Source organism: Rhizobacter sp. P3_C12, from assembly GCF_056402735.1.
Genome location: NZ_JBFUGW010000147.1, coordinates 1 through 16,208, shown reverse-complemented (window position 1 = coordinate 16,208; position 16,208 = coordinate 1). Strand labels below are relative to the sequence as shown.

The 16,208-nt window shown below is 70.1% G+C and carries 16 protein-coding genes and 1 riboswitch; of the genes, 5 read left to right on the top strand and 11 right to left on the bottom strand.

Translation table 11 applies throughout. The features are described 5' to 3' along the window. The 3 genes from AC1DXV_RS20950 to mnmH all read right to left on the bottom strand — a co-directional run. On the bottom strand, window positions 1-272 hold a 272-nt coding region (locus tag AC1DXV_RS20950; RefSeq protein ID WP_477935348.1), incomplete at its 3' end, for an ATP-binding cassette domain-containing protein. Window positions 273-277: 5 nt separating this feature from the next. After that, entirely contained in the window at window positions 278-1,147 is an 870-nt protein-coding gene (locus tag AC1DXV_RS20945) for a putative selenate ABC transporter substrate-binding protein (protein ID WP_477935346.1), read from the bottom strand. Window positions 1,148-1,164: 17 nt separating this feature from the next. Next, on the bottom strand, window positions 1,165-2,217 hold the full coding sequence (mnmH, locus tag AC1DXV_RS20940; RefSeq protein WP_477935344.1) for a tRNA 2-selenouridine(34) synthase MnmH: 1,053 nt from the start codon (window positions 2,215-2,217) through the stop codon (window positions 1,165-1,167). 33 nt (window positions 2,218-2,250) lie between these two features. On the opposite strand from mnmH, the gene selD reads away from it, so the two are divergent. Then, the gene (gene selD / locus AC1DXV_RS20935; protein WP_477935342.1) at window positions 2,251-3,297 is read left to right on the top strand and encodes a selenide, water dikinase SelD; all 1,047 of its coding nucleotides are present in this window, start codon (window positions 2,251-2,253) and stop codon (window positions 3,295-3,297) included. Between the two features lie 57 nt (window positions 3,298-3,354). Here selD and AC1DXV_RS20930 read toward each other — a convergent pair whose 3' ends face one another. Next, the gene (locus tag AC1DXV_RS20930) at window positions 3,355-4,254 is read right to left on the bottom strand and encodes a LysR family transcriptional regulator (RefSeq protein ID WP_477867660.1); all 900 of its coding nucleotides are present in this window, start codon (window positions 4,252-4,254) and stop codon (window positions 3,355-3,357) included. 81 nt (window positions 4,255-4,335) lie between these two features. Between AC1DXV_RS20930 and AC1DXV_RS20925 the strand changes: the two genes are divergently transcribed. Continuing rightward, on the top strand, window positions 4,336-4,782 hold the full coding sequence (locus AC1DXV_RS20925; protein ID WP_477867658.1) for a GlcG/HbpS family heme-binding protein: 447 nt from the start codon (window positions 4,336-4,338) through the stop codon (window positions 4,780-4,782). A 6-nt stretch (window positions 4,783-4,788) separates the two neighbouring features. Here AC1DXV_RS20925 and AC1DXV_RS20920 read toward each other — a convergent pair whose 3' ends face one another. From AC1DXV_RS20920 to AC1DXV_RS20905, 4 genes are read right to left on the bottom strand one after another with little or no spacing between them, the layout of a single operon-like run. Beyond that, window positions 4,789-5,481 (bottom strand): penicillin-insensitive murein endopeptidase, encoded by a 693-nt coding sequence (locus tag AC1DXV_RS20920; RefSeq protein WP_477867656.1) that lies wholly within the window; start codon window positions 5,479-5,481, stop codon window positions 4,789-4,791. Continuing rightward, complete coding sequence (locus tag AC1DXV_RS20915; protein WP_477935340.1) at window positions 5,478-6,458, bottom strand: FAD:protein FMN transferase; 981 nt, start codon at window positions 6,456-6,458, stop codon at window positions 5,478-5,480. Before AC1DXV_RS20915 ends, AC1DXV_RS20920 begins: the two co-directional genes overlap by 4 nt. A gap of 11 nt (window positions 6,459-6,469) precedes the next feature. Further along, window positions 6,470-7,612 carry a DUF3570 domain-containing protein gene (locus tag AC1DXV_RS20910; protein ID WP_477935338.1) on the bottom strand — a complete coding sequence of 381 codons (1,143 nt, stop codon included), beginning with the start codon at window positions 7,610-7,612 and terminating at the stop codon, window positions 6,470-6,472. Then, entirely contained in the window at window positions 7,603-7,821 is a 219-nt protein-coding gene (locus tag AC1DXV_RS20905; protein ID WP_477867650.1) for a DUF4266 domain-containing protein, read from the bottom strand. The genes AC1DXV_RS20910 and AC1DXV_RS20905 overlap by 10 nt, the downstream gene beginning before the upstream one ends. A gap of 92 nt (window positions 7,822-7,913) precedes the next feature. On the opposite strand from AC1DXV_RS20905, the gene AC1DXV_RS20900 reads away from it, so the two are divergent. Further along, complete coding sequence (locus AC1DXV_RS20900; RefSeq protein WP_477867648.1) at window positions 7,914-8,342, top strand: cupin domain-containing protein; 429 nt, start codon at window positions 7,914-7,916, stop codon at window positions 8,340-8,342. A gap of 88 nt (window positions 8,343-8,430) precedes the next feature. On the opposite strand, the gene AC1DXV_RS20895 is transcribed toward AC1DXV_RS20900, so the two are convergent. Beyond that, on the bottom strand, window positions 8,431-9,150 hold the full coding sequence (locus AC1DXV_RS20895) for a glutathione S-transferase (RefSeq protein WP_477867646.1): 720 nt from the start codon (window positions 9,148-9,150) through the stop codon (window positions 8,431-8,433). Window positions 9,151-9,290: 140 nt separating this feature from the next. On the opposite strand from AC1DXV_RS20895, the gene AC1DXV_RS20890 reads away from it, so the two are divergent. Together AC1DXV_RS20890 and AC1DXV_RS20885 are read left to right on the top strand one after the other, a co-directional pair. Continuing rightward, entirely contained in the window at window positions 9,291-10,541 is a 1,251-nt protein-coding gene (locus AC1DXV_RS20890; protein WP_477935336.1) for a polyhydroxyalkanoate depolymerase, read from the top strand. Window positions 10,542-10,769: 228 nt separating this feature from the next. Continuing rightward, window positions 10,770-10,901, top strand: a riboswitch (yybP-ykoY riboswitch). 62 nt (window positions 10,902-10,963) lie between these two features. Continuing rightward, the gene (locus tag AC1DXV_RS20885) at window positions 10,964-11,533 is read left to right on the top strand and encodes a TMEM165/GDT1 family protein (protein WP_477935334.1); all 570 of its coding nucleotides are present in this window, start codon (window positions 10,964-10,966) and stop codon (window positions 11,531-11,533) included. On the opposite strand, the gene AC1DXV_RS20880 is transcribed toward AC1DXV_RS20885, so the two are convergent. Both AC1DXV_RS20880 and AC1DXV_RS20875 read right to left on the bottom strand, forming a co-directional pair. Then, window positions 11,534-14,737: an efflux RND transporter permease subunit gene (locus AC1DXV_RS20880; protein ID WP_477935332.1), complete on the bottom strand. Its 3,204-nt coding sequence runs from the start codon at window positions 14,735-14,737 to the stop codon at window positions 11,534-11,536. Window positions 14,738-14,755: 18 nt separating this feature from the next. Further along, entirely contained in the window at window positions 14,756-16,003 is a 1,248-nt protein-coding gene (locus tag AC1DXV_RS20875) for an efflux RND transporter periplasmic adaptor subunit (protein ID WP_477935330.1), read from the bottom strand. Between the last annotated feature and the right edge of the window lie 205 nt (window positions 16,004-16,208).

Genomic DNA, 16,208 nt, shown 5'->3' with positions numbered 1-16,208 from the left:
AGGAACAGCCGCCCGCGCAAGCGGCGCAGCTCGCGCCCCGGCATCGCCCAGGGATCGCGGCCGAACAGCGACACGCTGCCGCCCGCCGGCCGCACCGCGCAGGCGAGCGCCATCAGCAGGCTGGTCTTGCCCGCGCCCGAGGCGCCGATCACCGCGACCTGCTCGCCCTCGCCGATGCGCAGGTCGAGCCCGCGCAGCGCCAAGCCCGGCACGCCGGGAGCGGCCGGGGCCGACAGCGCGCRCAGCTCGGCGACCGGTGCGGGCTCGCTCACACCACTCACTTCAGCAGGCCGGCGTTCTCTGCCGCGGCCTTGATGCCGACGTAGTTCTCGGGTTGGGTCGCGATGAAGCGCGTCGCGCGCTGCAGGCCCAGGATCTCCTTGCCCTCCGGCGTGGCCGGGTCGAGCGCGAGGAAAGCCTGGCGGATCTTCTCGCGCAGCTCGGCCGGCATGTCGGCATGCACCGTCCAGTTGTAGTCGTAGTAGGCCGGCGTCGTGTAGAACACCTTCACCTGGCTGGTGTCGACCTTCTTGTCGGCGACGAACTTCTCCCACACCGAGATGTTCAGCGCGCCGGCATCGACCTTGCCGCTGGCCACCGCGGCGATCGTCGCGTCGTGCGCGCCCGAGAAGCTGACGCGCTTCAGGTCGGCATCGGGGTTGATCTTCGCGGCCAGCAGGAAGCTGCGCGGCATCAGGTGGCCCGAGGTGCTCGATGCCGAGCCGAAGCTCAGCGTCTTCCCCTTCAGGTCTTCGAGCTTCGCGATGCCGCTCTTCGCATCGGTGATGAAGACCGAGCGGAAGCGCTCGTCCTCCTCGCGCTGCACCAGCGGGATCACCTTGCCGTTCGAGCGCACGCTCGCCTGCACGAAGGTGAAGCCGCCGAACCAGGCCAGGTCGATCTTGCGGTTGACCACCGTCTCGACCGCCGCGGCGTAGTCGGTCACCGGCGTCCACTCGACCTTCATCCCGAGCTTGCCCTCCAGGTACTTGCCGAGCGGCGCGAACTTGCGCGCCAGCTCGGTCGGCGATTCATCGGGGATCGCGGTGACGCGCAGCACGCCGGGCGTGGCGGTCTGCGCCGCGGCGGTGCCGGCGATCAACGCCAGCGACAAGGCGGCGAACAGGTGTTGGAACGAAAGTTTCATCGGAGAAATCCAGCGGTTCAGGAAAGGGAGGAAATGCGCAGCGCGAGTGCCGCGATGCCATCGGGTGACAGGTCATCGGCCTCGACGCGCTGCGCCTGGCCGATGCGTTCGAGCTGGCGCCCTTGCGAGCGCGCGTAGAGCGGATCGTAATGCCGGGCCATCAGCGCCTCGAACAGCGGCGGCAGGTCGCGCTGCAGCGCCCAGGCCTGCCATTGCGCCAGCGTCTCCTTCGGCAGCAGCTCGCGCAGGCCGCCCAGCTTGTCGGCCAGGCGCTGCGGGTCGTCGCCGAGCCAGGCGTAGTCGCGCAGCAGGTAGGCGAGCCGCGCCTCGGGCGTCGCCGCGATCTCGACGACCGGGCTCTCGCGCAGGCGCTGCAGCAGCGGTTCGGGCACCGTCAGGCGGCCGATGCGGCGGCTCTCGGCCTCGACCCAGATGCGGCGCTGCGGATTGAGCCCCTCGAGCGCGTGCAGCAGCTGCGTCTCGAAGCCCTTCTGCGACGGCTGCTCGGTGCCGGGCAGGTCGCCGAGCACCGAGCCGCGGTGGGCCGCCAGCGCCTCCAGGTCGAGCACCTGCTCGCCCTGCTGCGCGAGTGCGTGCAGCACGCGCGTCTTCGCGCTGCCGGTCGGGCCGCACAGCACGCGCAGCGGCAGCGCCGGCGCGCGCGTGGCCAGCTCGCTGATCACGTGCGCGCGCCACGACTTGTAGCCGCCCTTCAGCTGCTGCGCATCCCAGCCGACCAGCCGCAGCCAGTTGACGAAGCTGCCGCTGCGCAGGCCGCCGCGCCAGCAATAGAGCAGCGGGCGCCAGTCGCGCGGCTTGTCGCGCATCAGTTCGTCGAGGTGGCGGGCGATGTTGCGCGCCACCATCGCGCCGCCGATCTTGCGGGCCTCGAAGGCGGACACCTGCACGTAGGTGGTGCCGACGATGCGGCGCTCGTCGTCGCTGAGCACCGGGCAGTTGATCGCGCCGGGGATGTGGTCGAGCGCGTACTCGGCCGGCGTGCGCACGTCGATCAGCACGCTGAACGACGGCAGGTCCTCGACCGTGGTGGGCTTGTGGCTCAACGGCATGCCCCCCGGCGTTTTTTGATCGACACTCCGACGATGATGACCGAACCCATCCGACTCACTTCCTTCTCTCACGGCGGTGGCTGCGGCTGCAAGATCGCACCCGGCGTGCTGGCCGACATCCTCGCGCGCGCGCCGCAGGGCCTGGTGCCGCCCGAACTGATGGTGGGCACCGAGACCGCCGACGATGCGGCGGTGTACCGGCTGAACGACCAGCAGGCATTGGTGGCCACCACCGACTTCTTCACGCCGATTGTCGACGACCCGCGCGACTTCGGCCGCATCGCGGCGACGAACGCCATTTCCGACATCTACGCGATGGGCGGCACGCCGATCATGGCGCTGGCGCTGGTGGGCATGCCGCTCGACAAACTGCCGCCGGCCGTCATCGGCGCGATCCTCGAAGGCGGCGCGAGCATCTGCCGCGAGGCCGGCATCCCGATCGCCGGCGGCCATTCGATCGACGTGCTGGAGCCGATCTACGGGCTGGTCGCGCTCGGCCTGGTGCACCCGGATCGCGTGCGCCGCAATGCCGATGCGCGCGATGGCGACGTTCTGGTGCTGGGCAAGCCGCTCGGCGTGGGCATCCTGTCGGCCGCGCTGAAGAAGGGGGTGCTGGATGCGGCGGGGTATGCGGAGATGCTGCGCCACACGACGCAGCTGAACCGCGTCGGCAGCGAGCTGGGTGGGCTCGACGGCGTGCATGCGATGACCGACGTGACCGGCTTCGGGCTGGCGGGGCACTTGCTGGAGGTGTGCCGGGGGTCGGGGCTGGCGGCCGAGCTGGACTTCTCCGCGCTGCCCTTGATCGAGTCGGCCGCCGCGCATGCGCGGCACGGCATCGCGACCGGCGCGTCGGCGCGCAACTGGGCTGGGTATGGCGCCGACGTGACGCTCGCGCCCGGGTTGCAGCCGTGGCAGCAGGCGCTGCTGACCGATCCACAGACCAGCGGCGGGCTGTTGGTGAGCTGCGCGCCCGAGGTGGCGGCGCAGGTGCTGGCGCGGTTTCATGCCACGGGGTTTGGACAGGCCGCCGTGATCGGGCGCATGCGGGCGGGGTCGCCGCGGTTGCAAGTCACGTAGCCCGGATGCCAATCCGGGTTCTTCGCGCACCACCGCATTCCCGGATTGGCATCCGGGCTACGAGAGTGCCTCGAACTTCTTCGCCAGGAAATCCACCAGCGCCCTCACCCGCCCCGGCACGAAGCGGCCGCTCGGCAGCAGCGCGTGCAACGGGTAAGGCTCGGTCTCCCACTCGGGCAGCAGCGGCAGCAGCGCACCGCTGAGCAGTTCGCTGCGGATGTCGATCTGCGACTTCAGCAGCACGCCTGCCCCCGCCACCGCCCATTCGCGGGCCAGCGAGGCATCGTCGACGGTGCGGTCGCCCTTGACGCGCACCTCGACCCAATGGCCGTCGCGACCGAAGCGCCAGCCGCGGAAGTTGCGCCCGCCGCGGTCGAAGGTCAGGCAGTTGTGCTGCAGCAGGTCCTGTGGCACCTGCGGCGCGGCGTGCCGGCGCAGGTAGTCGGGCGATGCGCACAGCACCGGCCGCGACGGCACCAGCAGCCGCGCGACCAGGCCCGAGTCGGCCGGCGTGCCGTAGCGCAACGCGACATCGACATCGTCGCGCACCACGTCCTTCGGGCGATCCCCCACGCTGAGCACCAGTTGCAGGCCGGGATGTGCGGCCATGAACTCGCTGAACCACGGCAGCAAGGTGGTGCGCGTCAGGTCCGAAGGCGCGGCAACGCGCAAGCTGCCGACCAGCGCACCGCGCTCTTCCGTCACCTGCGATTCGCCCTCGGCCAGCAGCTCGAAGGCCCGCGTCGCATAGCCGAGCAGCGTCTGCCCTTGTGCCGTCAGCCGCATCGCGCGCGTCGAACGCTCGAACAGCCGCGTGCCGAGCTGCGCCTCCAGCCGCTTCAGCATCGCACTGGCCGCCGCCGGCGTGATGCCGAGTGCCGCAGCGGCAGCCGTCAGCGAGCCGCCCCGCGCGGTCTGGATCAGCACGTCGAAGTCCGCGATATTGCCAACCTTCATTTGAAATTGATACTTTCTCAGCAGGCTTATCAATCGATGTTTGCGATTCTAGAGTTCGAGCCTCACTCACTGGAAGCCCCCATGAACCGCCCACAGACTCCCCTCACCGTTGCGTCCACGTCGATCGCCCGCGAAGCAGCGGCGCGCCTGATCGACGCCGCGCGCGCCGCCTGCCATGACATCGGCATCGAAGCCACCATCGCCGTCACCGATGCCGGCGGTCACCTGAAGGCGCTGGACCGCACCGACGCCGCCCCGTTCCTGACCGTCGACGTCGCGATCGACAAGGCCTGGACGGCCGCGTCGTTCGGCCTCGGCACCCATGTGTGGGCGGGCATCGTCAAGGACCCGGTCGTCGCGCAACTCGCGCACCGGCCGCGGCTGGTCGCCGTCGGCGGTGGCTGTCCGATCGTCCACGACGGCCGCGTCGTCGGCGGCATCGGCATCTCCGGCGGCAATGCGCTGCAGGACCAGCAGGCGGCCGAGATCGCGCTGAAGGCCGTCGGCTTCGACGTCACGCAGGCCTGAGCAGCCTCAGCCCAAAGGATCGCAGGCGATGCGGAAATCGACGTGGTAGTGCTCGTCATGCCGCACCCACGCGCGGCCCTTCATGAAGTTGACGTGCTCGCGCAGCCAGTCGCCGCGCGGCGTGGCCAGCAGCATCGGCAGGTACGGCGGATCGAAGATCACCATCGCGAGGCCCGCGCCGTGGCGCCGTGCCGACTCCGCGAGCTGGAACAGGTGCTCCGCGATCGCCGCGAAGTCGACGCGCAGGTCGCCGAAGCGGCCTGCCGCATCGAACTCGATCGCGTACCCGAGCTTGTTCGTCACGCCCGTCGGCAACGGCACCGACGCGCCGGCCGCGTTGCGCACCGGCACGAAGAAGTCGACCGACAGGCCGTTCTGGTGACTGCGGTGCGGCCGGATGCGGCCGCCACTCGCCCAGCCGGTTTCGCCGTAGACGAACACCGTGCCCGGCAGCGCCGTCGCGAGCTGCGCATAGGCGTCGACGACGATGTCGTGCACCGTCGAGTGCACATGGGTGCGGCCGGCCGTCACGCCGAGCCGGCTGTAGGCCGAGAAGTTGGCGCCGTCCGTCGGCAGCGCAACGCCGTCCTCGAGCCGACCCTGGGCCACCGTGCCGAAGCAACGGCTCGCCGCCCACGACGGCAGCGCGGCCGCCGATCCGCACAACGCGAGCAGCGCCCGCCGATGGATGCGGCTCACGGTGGCGGCGCCTCGCTCTCGCCGCGCTGCCAGATCTCGTGCCGGTGGATGCCGCCCTGCGCATCGACCGCCAGGTAGCCGACGTTCTGCGACTGCAGGAACGCCAGCGCGTCCGCCTGCAGCAGCATCGCGATCGTCGTCAGCGCGCCGGCCGCCAGGCAGGCCGGCGCCACCACGCTGACCGAKTGCCAGTGCGACACCGGCATGCCGCTGCGCGGATCGAGGATGTGGCAGTAGCGCACGCCGTCGTGCTCGAAGAAGCGTTCGTAGTCGCCGCTGGTCGCGAGCGCGCCATCGCCGAGGTCGATGCGGGCGACCAGCGCGCGCTCGTGCCGCGGGTGCTGCACGCCGAGCACCCAGGGCCGGCCGTCGGGCCGCGGGCCGATCAGGCGGATGTCGCCCCCCAGGTTGACCATGCCGTGGCGCACGCCGCGCGTCTGCAGCAGCGTCGCGGCGCGATCGGCCGCGTACTCCTTGCCGAAGCCGCCGAAGTCGAGCTCCATGCCGGCCATCGGCAGCTCGATGCGCCCGACCTGCTGCGGCCCGCGGCGCTGCCAGCGCAGCTTGCTCCAGCCGACGCGCGGCAGCAGGTGCGCARGCTGGCCATCAGCCGGCTTGCGGCCGGCCTTGAAATCCCAGGCCTGGCGCAGCATGCCCGAGGTGATGTCGAACAGCCCGCCGCTGCTCGCATGCAGCTGCGCGGCGAAGTCGAGCAGGTCCGCCGTCTCGACGTCGACCTCGACCGGCCGGCCGCTGCCCGCCGCCGCGTTGATGCGCGACACCACGCTCGCCTCGCGATAGCGCGAGAACTTCGATTCGATGCGCCGCACCTCGTCGATCGCCTCGCGCGCCAGCGGCTCGGCCTTCTTGCGGCCGAGGTCGGCGATGCGGATCTCGCACTCGCAGGCCATCGCGCTGAAGCCGAAGCCGAGGTCGTCGGGCTGCGCCTCGGCGCGCGCCGACATCGGATGGGACACGATCGGCTCGCTCAAAACCTGCGGCTGATGCCGACCTGCAGCATGCGCGCCTTGAACGGCTCCAGCCCCTGCGAGCCCTCGCCGCCGGCACGCCACTCGCCGCGCTGCTGGTAGGCCTCGCCCTTCAGGTCGAAGGTCCACAGCGCGTCGACCGCCCATTGCAGCTTCAGCCCCAGCGTGAACGCGCCGAAGGCCGACAGGCGCTGGTCCGGCGAGTTGTAGGCGCTGGCATCCCAGCCCACCGGGAACGGCGCGCCGAGCGTCGCGTCGTACACCGGATCGGTGTAGAACGATGCGGCGCTCTGCGTGTAGTAGCGCAGCAGCGGCGCCAGGCTGACGCCGCCGCCGACCGGCTTGATCCACTCCAGCTGCAGCGTGCTCGCCTTCACCTGCCAGCTGTCGTTGTAGGCGCGGTAGCTGGTGCGCAACGTGGAGCCGTCGCCGGCGAAGTGGTGGTTCCAGCGCAGCAGCAGCGCGGTCTGGCGGCGCTCGCTGGGGCGCGCATCGAGCGCCTTGTACGGATCGTTCAGGTAGCCGGTGCTGCGGCTGTGCGTCAGGTTGGCCTGCACCAGGTCGTCGCCGGTGACGGCCTGCGTGACGCCGACGATGAAGTCGTTGGTGCGCTTGCGCTCGTCGCGGATGGTGCCGGCATAGCCGCCCTCGGTCGGGTCGATCTTGTCGCCGGCATGGCCGAAGCCGGCATTCCAGGTGGTGTTGTTGTCGTCGCTCGACAGCGTGCCGGCCACCGAGAACGCGCGCGACAGGTAGTCGTGCTCGGTCGAGTAGGCGCCGCCCAGCGACAGCGACGCGCGCTGGAAGTAGCGCGTCACCTTCAGGTCGCCGGCCTTGCGCTCGTCGTCCATCGTCGACGCGCCGGACACGCTGCTGTGGTAGCGCGGCGTCGCGCCCGACACATGGTCGACCGTGGCCGTCGCCTCCAGGCCCCAGTCGCGGCCGATGGGTGCTGCGAGCAGGAACGACGGCGAGTTCACCGTGATGCGTTTCCAGCCGGGCTGCGAGTCCTGGTAGTTCAGGAAGCGCAGGCCGATGAGGCCTTGCTCGGGGGCGTTCTCGGCGCGCGCTGACGAATGCCAGACACCGGGCAAGGCCATCGCGGCGAGCACGAGGGTGCCGAAGGGGGCGGTCAGTTGCATCCGCAGCCTCCGCCACCGACGCCGTAGCCGCCGGACGCGTTTTCCTTGCTGGTGTAGATGTGCTGCTCGAAGCGCTGCTCCAGCGCATTGCCGCCCATCGTCATCTCGGGCTTCGCGAGCTTGCCTTTGTCCCAGGCCTTGGGCGGTTCGTAGTTGGCGCAGCCGGCGATGCAGCCCAGCACCAGCAGCCCGATCGCTGATTTCGTCATGGTGTTCCCCTGTCGTCGCGCGAGACTTTAACTCCCGGCGTGGAACGCTTCATGCATGCCGCCGCGCACCGTTTGAACGCTGGAGGTTCGCGATGCTGGACAGCACCACCACGAAGTTCTCACACGTGAAGCCGGGCGACACCGCCTGGCGCAGCGACGGGCTGCGGGATTTCTTCCTGTACCGCGACCTCGGCGTCGAGGAAGCCACCCGGGGCCGGGTGCTGGCGCAGCTGGTCAAGGCCAACATGGCACCCGAAAAGGGCACCGGCTGGCACCGTCATGAGGCGCAGTTCCACATCGTCATCATGACCAAGGGTTGGGCGAAGTTCATGTACGAGGACCAGGAGACGCTGGTCTCGGCCGGCGACTGCGTGCACCAGCGCCCCGGCATCGTGCACTACCTGTTCGACTACTCGCCCGACATGGAGTACATCGAGATCGTCGGGCCGTCAGACTTCACGACCATCGACATGCCGGGGCCGTGCGAGGTGCCTCCGGTGACGCCCTGGACCCGCGCATAGCGGGCCGAGCGCCGGGCCGCCCCAAGCCGGCCCGCATCCCCTCGGGGGATCGGTCGACGTACCCGTCGGCCGAGGGGTGGTCATTCCTCTAGAACTCCATGTCGAGTTCTTCGATGTCGTCGGGCTCGGCCTTCGCCGCAGCGATCCACTCCTTCATCTCCGGCATCGCCATGATGGTCTGGCAGTAGAGGATGCAGGGCTTGTTCAGCTTGACCCCGTAGGTCAGGAAGCGCGTGACGACCGGCGCGTACATCGCGTCGGCCATCGTGCGCTGCGCGCCGAACAGGTACGGGCCGCCATACGCCTCGAGGCACTCGGTCCAGATCTCGGTGATGCGCTCGATGTCGGGCTGCGCGCCGGCCCAGATCTTGTGCCCCGGGTGGTGCGCCTTCAGGTTCATCGGCAGCGAACTGCGCAGGTTCGCGAAGCCCGAGTTCATCTCGCCGCTGACCGAACGGCAATGCGCCCGCGCGATGCGGTCCTTCGGCATCAGGCCGGCGCCCGGCTTGATCTCGTCCAGGTACTGCGCGATCGCGAGCGTGTTCCACACCTTCGCGCCCTCGTGCGTCAGGCAGGGCACGCGGATCGACGGCGCGAGCAGCAGCAGCTCCTTGCGCGCATCGGCATCGTCGGGCGACACCATCACCTCGTCGAAGTCCAGCCCGGCGAAGCGCGCCAGCAACCAGCCGCGCAGCGACCACGACGAGTAGTTGCGGCTGCTGAGCGTCAGCGTCGCCTTCGCGGTGGCAGCCTCCGCTTTCCTTGGAGCAGGCTTGGCAGCGGGCTTCTTCGCGGCGACGGTCGACATGCGGGGTCTCCGAAACCACGCGGCGGGGCGGCGTGTCCGGTAAGGCATTGCAAGCGCTGTGCCATTGCCCGGTGCCTGCGGGCCGGCTGGCGCGCAAGTTGCTGGCTCTGCGGTGCGCGCTACCGCGCGCAGGAGAACCCATGATGTACCAGGCTTACCAGGCCCACGCCGACATGATGTGGCCGCTGCAGGCGCTGGCCCGCACGGCGCTGCCGATGCTGCAGGACCCGAGCTTCGGCTGGTCGGCGCTCGCCGGCAACCGCAAGCTCGCGGCCGCCTGCGAGCTGATGGGCCTGGCGCAGGTGACGCACCACCGCCCGGCGTTCGGCATCGACAGCGTGCTCGTCGCCGGCGAGCCGGTGGCCGTCACCGAGGAGGCCGCGCTGGCGACGCCGTTCGCGACGCTGCTGCACTTCCGCAAGGACACGGGCAACCGCACCGCGGCACCGCAGCCGCGGGTGCTGATCGTCGCGCCGATGTCCGGCCACTTCGCGACGCTGCTGCGCGACACCGTGCGCACGATGCTCGCCGATCACGACGTCTACATCACCGACTGGCACAACGGCCGCGAGATGCCGCTCTCGGCCGGCCCGTTCGGGCTCGACGAGTACACGCAGCACCTGATCGACTTCCTCGCGGCGATCGGCGACGGCGCGCACCTGATGGCGATCTGCCAGCCCTGCGTGGCCGCGCTGAGCGCCGTCGCGGTGATGTCGCAGGACCGCCACCCGGCCACGCCGCTGAGCCTGACGCTGATGGCCGGGCCGATCGATTGCCGCATCAGCCCGACCGAGGTCAACAAGCTCGCGATGACCCAGGACATCGCCTGGTTCGAGAAGCACCTGATCGGCGTCGTGCCGTGGCGCTACCCCGGCGCCGGCCGGCGCGTCTACCCGGGCTTCGTGCAGCTGACCGCGTTCATGAGCATGAACCGCGACCGGCACATCAATGCCTTCAAGAGCTACTACGAGAACCTGGCGCACCCCGAGCCCGACGAAGACCGGCTGAAGCAGGCCGCCGCGACGCGCAACTTCTACGAGGAGTACTTCGCGGTCGCCGACCTGCCGGCCGAGTTCTACCTCGAGACCGTGCGGCTGGTGTTCCAGGAGTACGCGCTGCCCCTTGGCCAGCTCACGTTCCGCGGCCGGCCGGTCGATCCGGCCGCGGTCCGCCGCACCGCGCTGCTGACGGTCGAGGGCGAGCGCGACGACATCTGCGCGCCCGGCCAGACGCTCGCCGCCCAGGACCTGTGCAGCGGGCTGCGGCCCTACATGCGCACCCACTACGTGCAGGCCGGCGTCGGCCACTACGGCGTGTTCAGCGGCCGGCGCTGGCAGAACCACATCTACCCGATCGTGCGCGATGTGATCCACGTGTCGCGCCAGGTGTGACTTCCGTGACGGCCGATCCGCCAAGATGTATCCGGCGGGTTACTCAATGGCCACATCTGGTTACGAGTTGACTTGCAGACTGCCGCTTCCCGCACTTGCCGAGAAGGAAGCTACGATGACAACGCGCCCTGCAGCCTGCCCCACCGATCGCCTGACGGGCGACTACTCGACACTGGACATCGACCTCACCGTCAGCCTCGACGACCTCCGGCGCGCCTACAATGCGCCCCACCCGTCATTGGGGAGTAGCCGCCCTGCAGCCCCTGCAGGGGCGTGCGTCAACACACTTGGCCCCCAGGCCATGGCGCACGCAGCAGTGACCCTGTCACACGCCTGGCAAGACCGATGACCGTGCTGCCTCCGGAAGGGCCGGGGTCGCGGCGCGGTCATTGCGTCCACCGGCCCCGGAGCACTGCCCCCTCATGGAAGCCTTCCTCGTCTCGACCGGCGCCGTCGCGCTCGGCGAGATCGGCGACAAGACCCAGCTGCTCGCGCTGCTGCTCGCCGCGAGGTTCCGCCGCCCGGTCCCGATCATCCTCGGCATCCTGGTCGCGACCCTCGTCAACCATGCGCTGGCCGGCGCCGTCGGCACCGCGATCGCGGCCTGGCTCGGCCCGGACACGCTGCGCTGGATCATCGGCGGGTCGTTCCTCGCGATGGCCGCGTGGATGCTGATCCCCGACAGGATCGACGAGGACGAGGCCACCCCGCAGCGCTTCGGCGTGTTCGGCACCACGGTGATCGCGTTCTTCCTCGCCGAGATGGGCGACAAGACRCAGATCGCGACCGTCGCCCTCGCCGCGCGCTATGCCGATCTCGGCGCGGTGGTGGCCGGCACGACGCTCGGCATGATGCTGGCCAACGTGCCCGCGGTGCTGCTCGGGCACCAGGCCGCGACGAGGCTGCCGATCAAGCTGGTGCACGGCATCGCGGCGGCGATCTTCGCGGTGCTGGGCCTGCTGACCTTGTTCAACGTCGGGCACCTGTTCTGACTACTTGGCGATGAGATCCCCGCTCGGCAGCGCCGGTGCTTCGTCGTGCACCGGCGCGGGTTTGCGCTCGCGCACCAGGTAGGAATACACCACCGGCACCACGATCAGCGTCAGCAGCGTCGACGTGATCACCCCGCCAATGATGGCCCGCCCCATGCCCGCCTGGATCTCGCCGCCCTCGCCGAGCGCGAGCGCCAGTGGCAGCATGCCGAACACCATCGCCGCCGTCGTCATGATGATCGGGCGCATCCGCACCAGGCCGGCCTGCAGCAGCGCGTCGGCCATCGAGAGGCCCGCCTTGCGGCCGTGGTTCGCGAAGTCGACCAGCAGGATCGCGTTCTTCGTCACCAGCCCCATCAGCATCACCAGGCCGATCATCGAGAACAGGTTCAGCGTCGAGCGCGTCACCCACAGCGCGATCATCACGCCCAGCAGCGCCAGCGGCAGCGACACCATGATCGCCACCGGCTGCAGGAAGCTGCCGAACTGCGAGGCCAGCACGATGTAGATGAAGATGACGGCCGCGACCAGCGCCATCAGGATGCCGCTCAGGGCCTCGGCCTGGTCCTTGGTCTGCCCGCCCACGTCGAAGCGGTAGCCCGGCGGCAGCTGCGTCTCCTTGACGATCTTCTGCACGTCGGCGCCCACGTCGCCGCTCGGGCGGCCCTGCGTGCCGGCATAGATGGCCTGGCGGCGCTGCAGGTCCTGGCGCTTGATCACCAGCGGGTTCACCACCGGCACGATGTCGGCCACGCGCGACAGCGCGATCGGCGTGCCGTCCTTCGCATAGGCGACCGGCAGGCTGTCGAGCTGCGTGATGTTCTCGCGCGAGGCCTGCGGCAGCCGCAGTTCCACGTCGACCTGCTCGCCGTCGGGCGAGGTCCAGTAGGTGGCCACGTCGCCGTTCACGTAGGTGCGCAGGCTGGTCGCCAGCTGGCTGGTGGTCAGGCCGAGCTCGCGCACCGCATCGGGCTTCAGCCGCACCGCGTAGGCCGGCAGGCCGGGCTTCACCGAGGTCGTCAGGTCGGCGATGCCCTTGACCTTGGCGACCTTGTCGGCGAGGCGCTGCACCTCGGTCTCGAGCACCTTCGGATCGGGCCCGAGCAGCGCGACGTAGATCGGCTGCTGGCCGACCGTGATCTCGATGCCGGGAATCGGCTTCAGCGCCTCGCGCATCACGGCCTCGACCTCGCTCTGCTTGCGCTTGCGCTCGCCGGGTTTCACCAGCTGGATCGCGAGCGTCGCCGAGTTGCGGCTGCCATTGCCGGTGTCGCCGATCGTCGTCGAGGTCAGGCGCACCTCGCTCATGCCGCGGATCACCTGCTCCACCTGCGCCAGCTTCGCGCTCGCACGCGGCAGGCTGGTGCCCACCGGCAGCGTCACGTTCAGCTGGATGTAGCTGTTGTCGGCATCGGGGATGAACTCGCTGCCGATCTGCGTCGACAGGAACAAGGCCATCACGAAGCTGCCGAGCGCGCCCAGCAGCACCAGCGCGCGTGGGGTGACGGTCGCCAGGCGCACGCTGCGCCGCTGCGAGCCGTCGCGCCGGCCGTCGGCATCGAAGGGCCGGCCCCAGGCCGGGATCGGCGGGAAGAGCACGCGGTAGCGCCGGCCCGAGAACACCCAGCGGATCGTGCGCTCGTAGACGACGTGCAGCACGTCCATGCCGCGGTCGGTCCAGCGCATCAGGTGGCCGAGCACCGGCAGCTTCGCGAGGCGGTTGGTCGGCGGGTCGCGCCAGATGCTGGACAGCATCGGGTCGAGCGTGAAGCTGACGAACAGCGACACCAGCACCGCCACCGCCACCGTGACGCCGAACGGGAAGAAGAACTTGCCGATGATGCCCTTCATGAAGGCCACCGGCACGAACACCGCGCAGATCGCGAAGGTGGTGGCCATCACCGCCAGGCCGATCTCCTCGGTGCCCTCGCGCGCCGCCTGCACGTGGCTCTTGCCCATGTGCACGTGGCGCACGATGTTCTCGCGCACCACGATCGCATCGTCGATCAAGAGCCCGATGCACAGGCTCAGCGCCATCATCGTCATGAAGTTCAGCGTGAAGCCGAACGCGTACACCGCGATGAACGACGAGATCACCGCGATYGGCAGCGTGAGGCCGGTGATCACCGTGCTGCGCCAGCTGTGCAGGAACAGGAACACGATCGCGATCGTCAGCAGCGCGCCCTCGACCAGCGTGTGCTTGACGCCCGTCAGGCTGCGCTCGACCCAGTCGCTGTCGGCGTACACCAGCTTCAGCTCGACGCCGGGCGGCAGGCTCGTGCGCAGCTCCTCGGCCGCCGCCTTGATGGCGGCGCCGGTCTCGACGATGTTGGCGTCCTGCTGCTTGTAGACCTGGAACGAGACCGCCGGCACGCCGTCGACGCGCGACAGCGAATCGGGCTCGCGCTCGCGCTCGACCAGCTCGCCGAGGTCGGCCAGCCGCACCACCATGCCGTTGCGCGATGCGATCACCACGTCGGCGAAGGCCTTGGCGTCGCGCACCCTGCCCTCGACGCGCACGATCGCGTCTTCCTTCGCGCTGCTGAGCAGGCCGACCGGCATGTCGGCATTGGCGCGCTGCAGCGCGGCCGACACGTCGGCCGGCGTCAGCTGGTAGGCGCGCAGGCGCTGCGGGTCGAGGTCGATGCGCACCTGGCGCACCGTCATGCCGCCGACGTCGACGCGGGCCACACCGGCCGAGCGCTCCAGCCGCTTGCGCACGACCTGGTCGGCCAGCAGCGAGAGCTCGCGCGCGCTGCGATCGGGCGCCAGCAGCGACAGGTAGACGGTGGGCTGCGCGTTGTCGCCGTCGAAGCGCGAGACGAACGGCGTCTTCGCGTCACGCGGGAACACCGGCTGCACCGCCGCGACCTTGTCGCGCACGTCCTGCACCGCGCGCGTCATGTCGGCGCTGAGCTGGAACTCGACGACCGTCTCGCTGCGGCCCTCGAAGCTGTTCGAGCGGATCATCTTCACGCCGGCGATGCCGTTGAGCGCGAGCTCGATCGGGCGCGTCAGCTCGGTCTCGGTCGCATCGGGCGAGGCGCCCGGGTAGGCGACGCTGACGAACACGATCGGCGGCGAGATGTCGGGCAGGCGCTCGACGCGCAGCTGGCTGTACGAGAACAGGCCGAGCACGCACAGCGCGGCCATGATCATCGTCGCGAAGACGGGGTTGTTGATGGAGACGCGGGTGAACCACATGGCGGTCGGTCTCCGGGATCAGGAACTGGCGACGGCAGAGGCCGCGCTGGCGGCCTTCGGCGCCGTGCGCTGCGTGACGATCTTCGCCGGCTGGCCTTCGCGCAGGTTGTCGAAGCGCGCGCCGAGCACCTGGCTGTCGGCCGCGAGGCCCTTGGCGATCTCGATGCGGTCGCTCACGGCATCCTTGCGGCCGGTGATCACGATGCGGCGCACCAGCGCGTCCTTCTCGAGCGTCCAGACGAAATCCTGGCCCGAGGCCTGGCCGACCGCGCTGATCGGCAGCGTGAGGCGCGGCGCATCGTCGGGCAGCACCACGCGGGCCTGCGCGTACTGGCCGGCGCGGAACAGCTCCTGGCGGTTGTCCAGCACGACGACCACGCCGATCGCGCGCGTGCCGGCTTCGGCCGCCGGGGCGATGCGGTCGATGCGGCCCGGCACCGGCTGGCCCTGCCCTTCCACCTGCACCTGCACCGGCTGGCCGGGCTTCAACAGCGAGACCTCGTGCGTGCCGACGGTGCCGGCGAGCTCCAGCGTCGACAGGTCGACCACCGTCAGCAGCTGCTGCTCGGCGCTGACCTTCTCGCCGGGCACCACGTGGCGCTTGCCGACGATGCCGGAGATCGGCGCGACCAGCGCCGCTTCCTTGACACCGACGCGCGTGGTGGCGAGCTGGGCCTGCGCCGACTTGAGCTGCGCGCGCGCCGAATCGAGGCGGGCCTGCGACGACTGCAGCGCCGTTGACGAGATGAAGTTCTGCGCCGACAGGCCGACGTTGGCGGTGTGCGTGCGTTCGGCCTCGACCAGCGCGGCCTGGGCGGATTCGACCGAGGCCGAGCGATCAGCGACGCGGCTCTGCAGGTCGGCCAGGTCGATGTCGCCGAGCAGTTGGCCGGCCTTGACGCGGCTGCCTTCGGCCACCTTCAGCTCGAGCAGCGTGCCGGTCGCCTTGGCGCGGATCACCGCGGTGCGCGGCGCGACCAGCGGCCCGGAGAACTCCACCACCAGCGGCATCGCGAGCTGCTTCGGCTGCACGACCTCGGACGCGACGAACTCGAGCGCGACGAGCGCCGGCTCCTTCTTCTTGTCGCCGCCCTCCTTCGAGCCGTTGCTGAGGCGGGGCACCAGCGCCAGCACGAGGCCGACGACGGCCACGGCGCCGATCGCGCCGCCCACCCAGAGTCCACGCCGGGAGGTCCGTGATGATCCTCCGCCCACCGGCTGCTGCCCGTGTGAGGCGGCGCCGTGATCGTTGTGTGCTGTATTCATGGGCGGGAGTGTAGATTCGGCCCCCGCCCGTCTGACAAGGTCTGCGACAGACTGCAGATTGGGGGGGGTGAGCCGTGAACCGGGCCGATGAATTGGCGGAACTTCGGGATGGTTTGCGGGAAGGCGCGTGCGGGGAGGCTGTGGTGCGCCGGTTGGGTCGGTCCTCGCCCCGGGGGGCGAGGACTGCCCTCCGCTGTCTGATTTC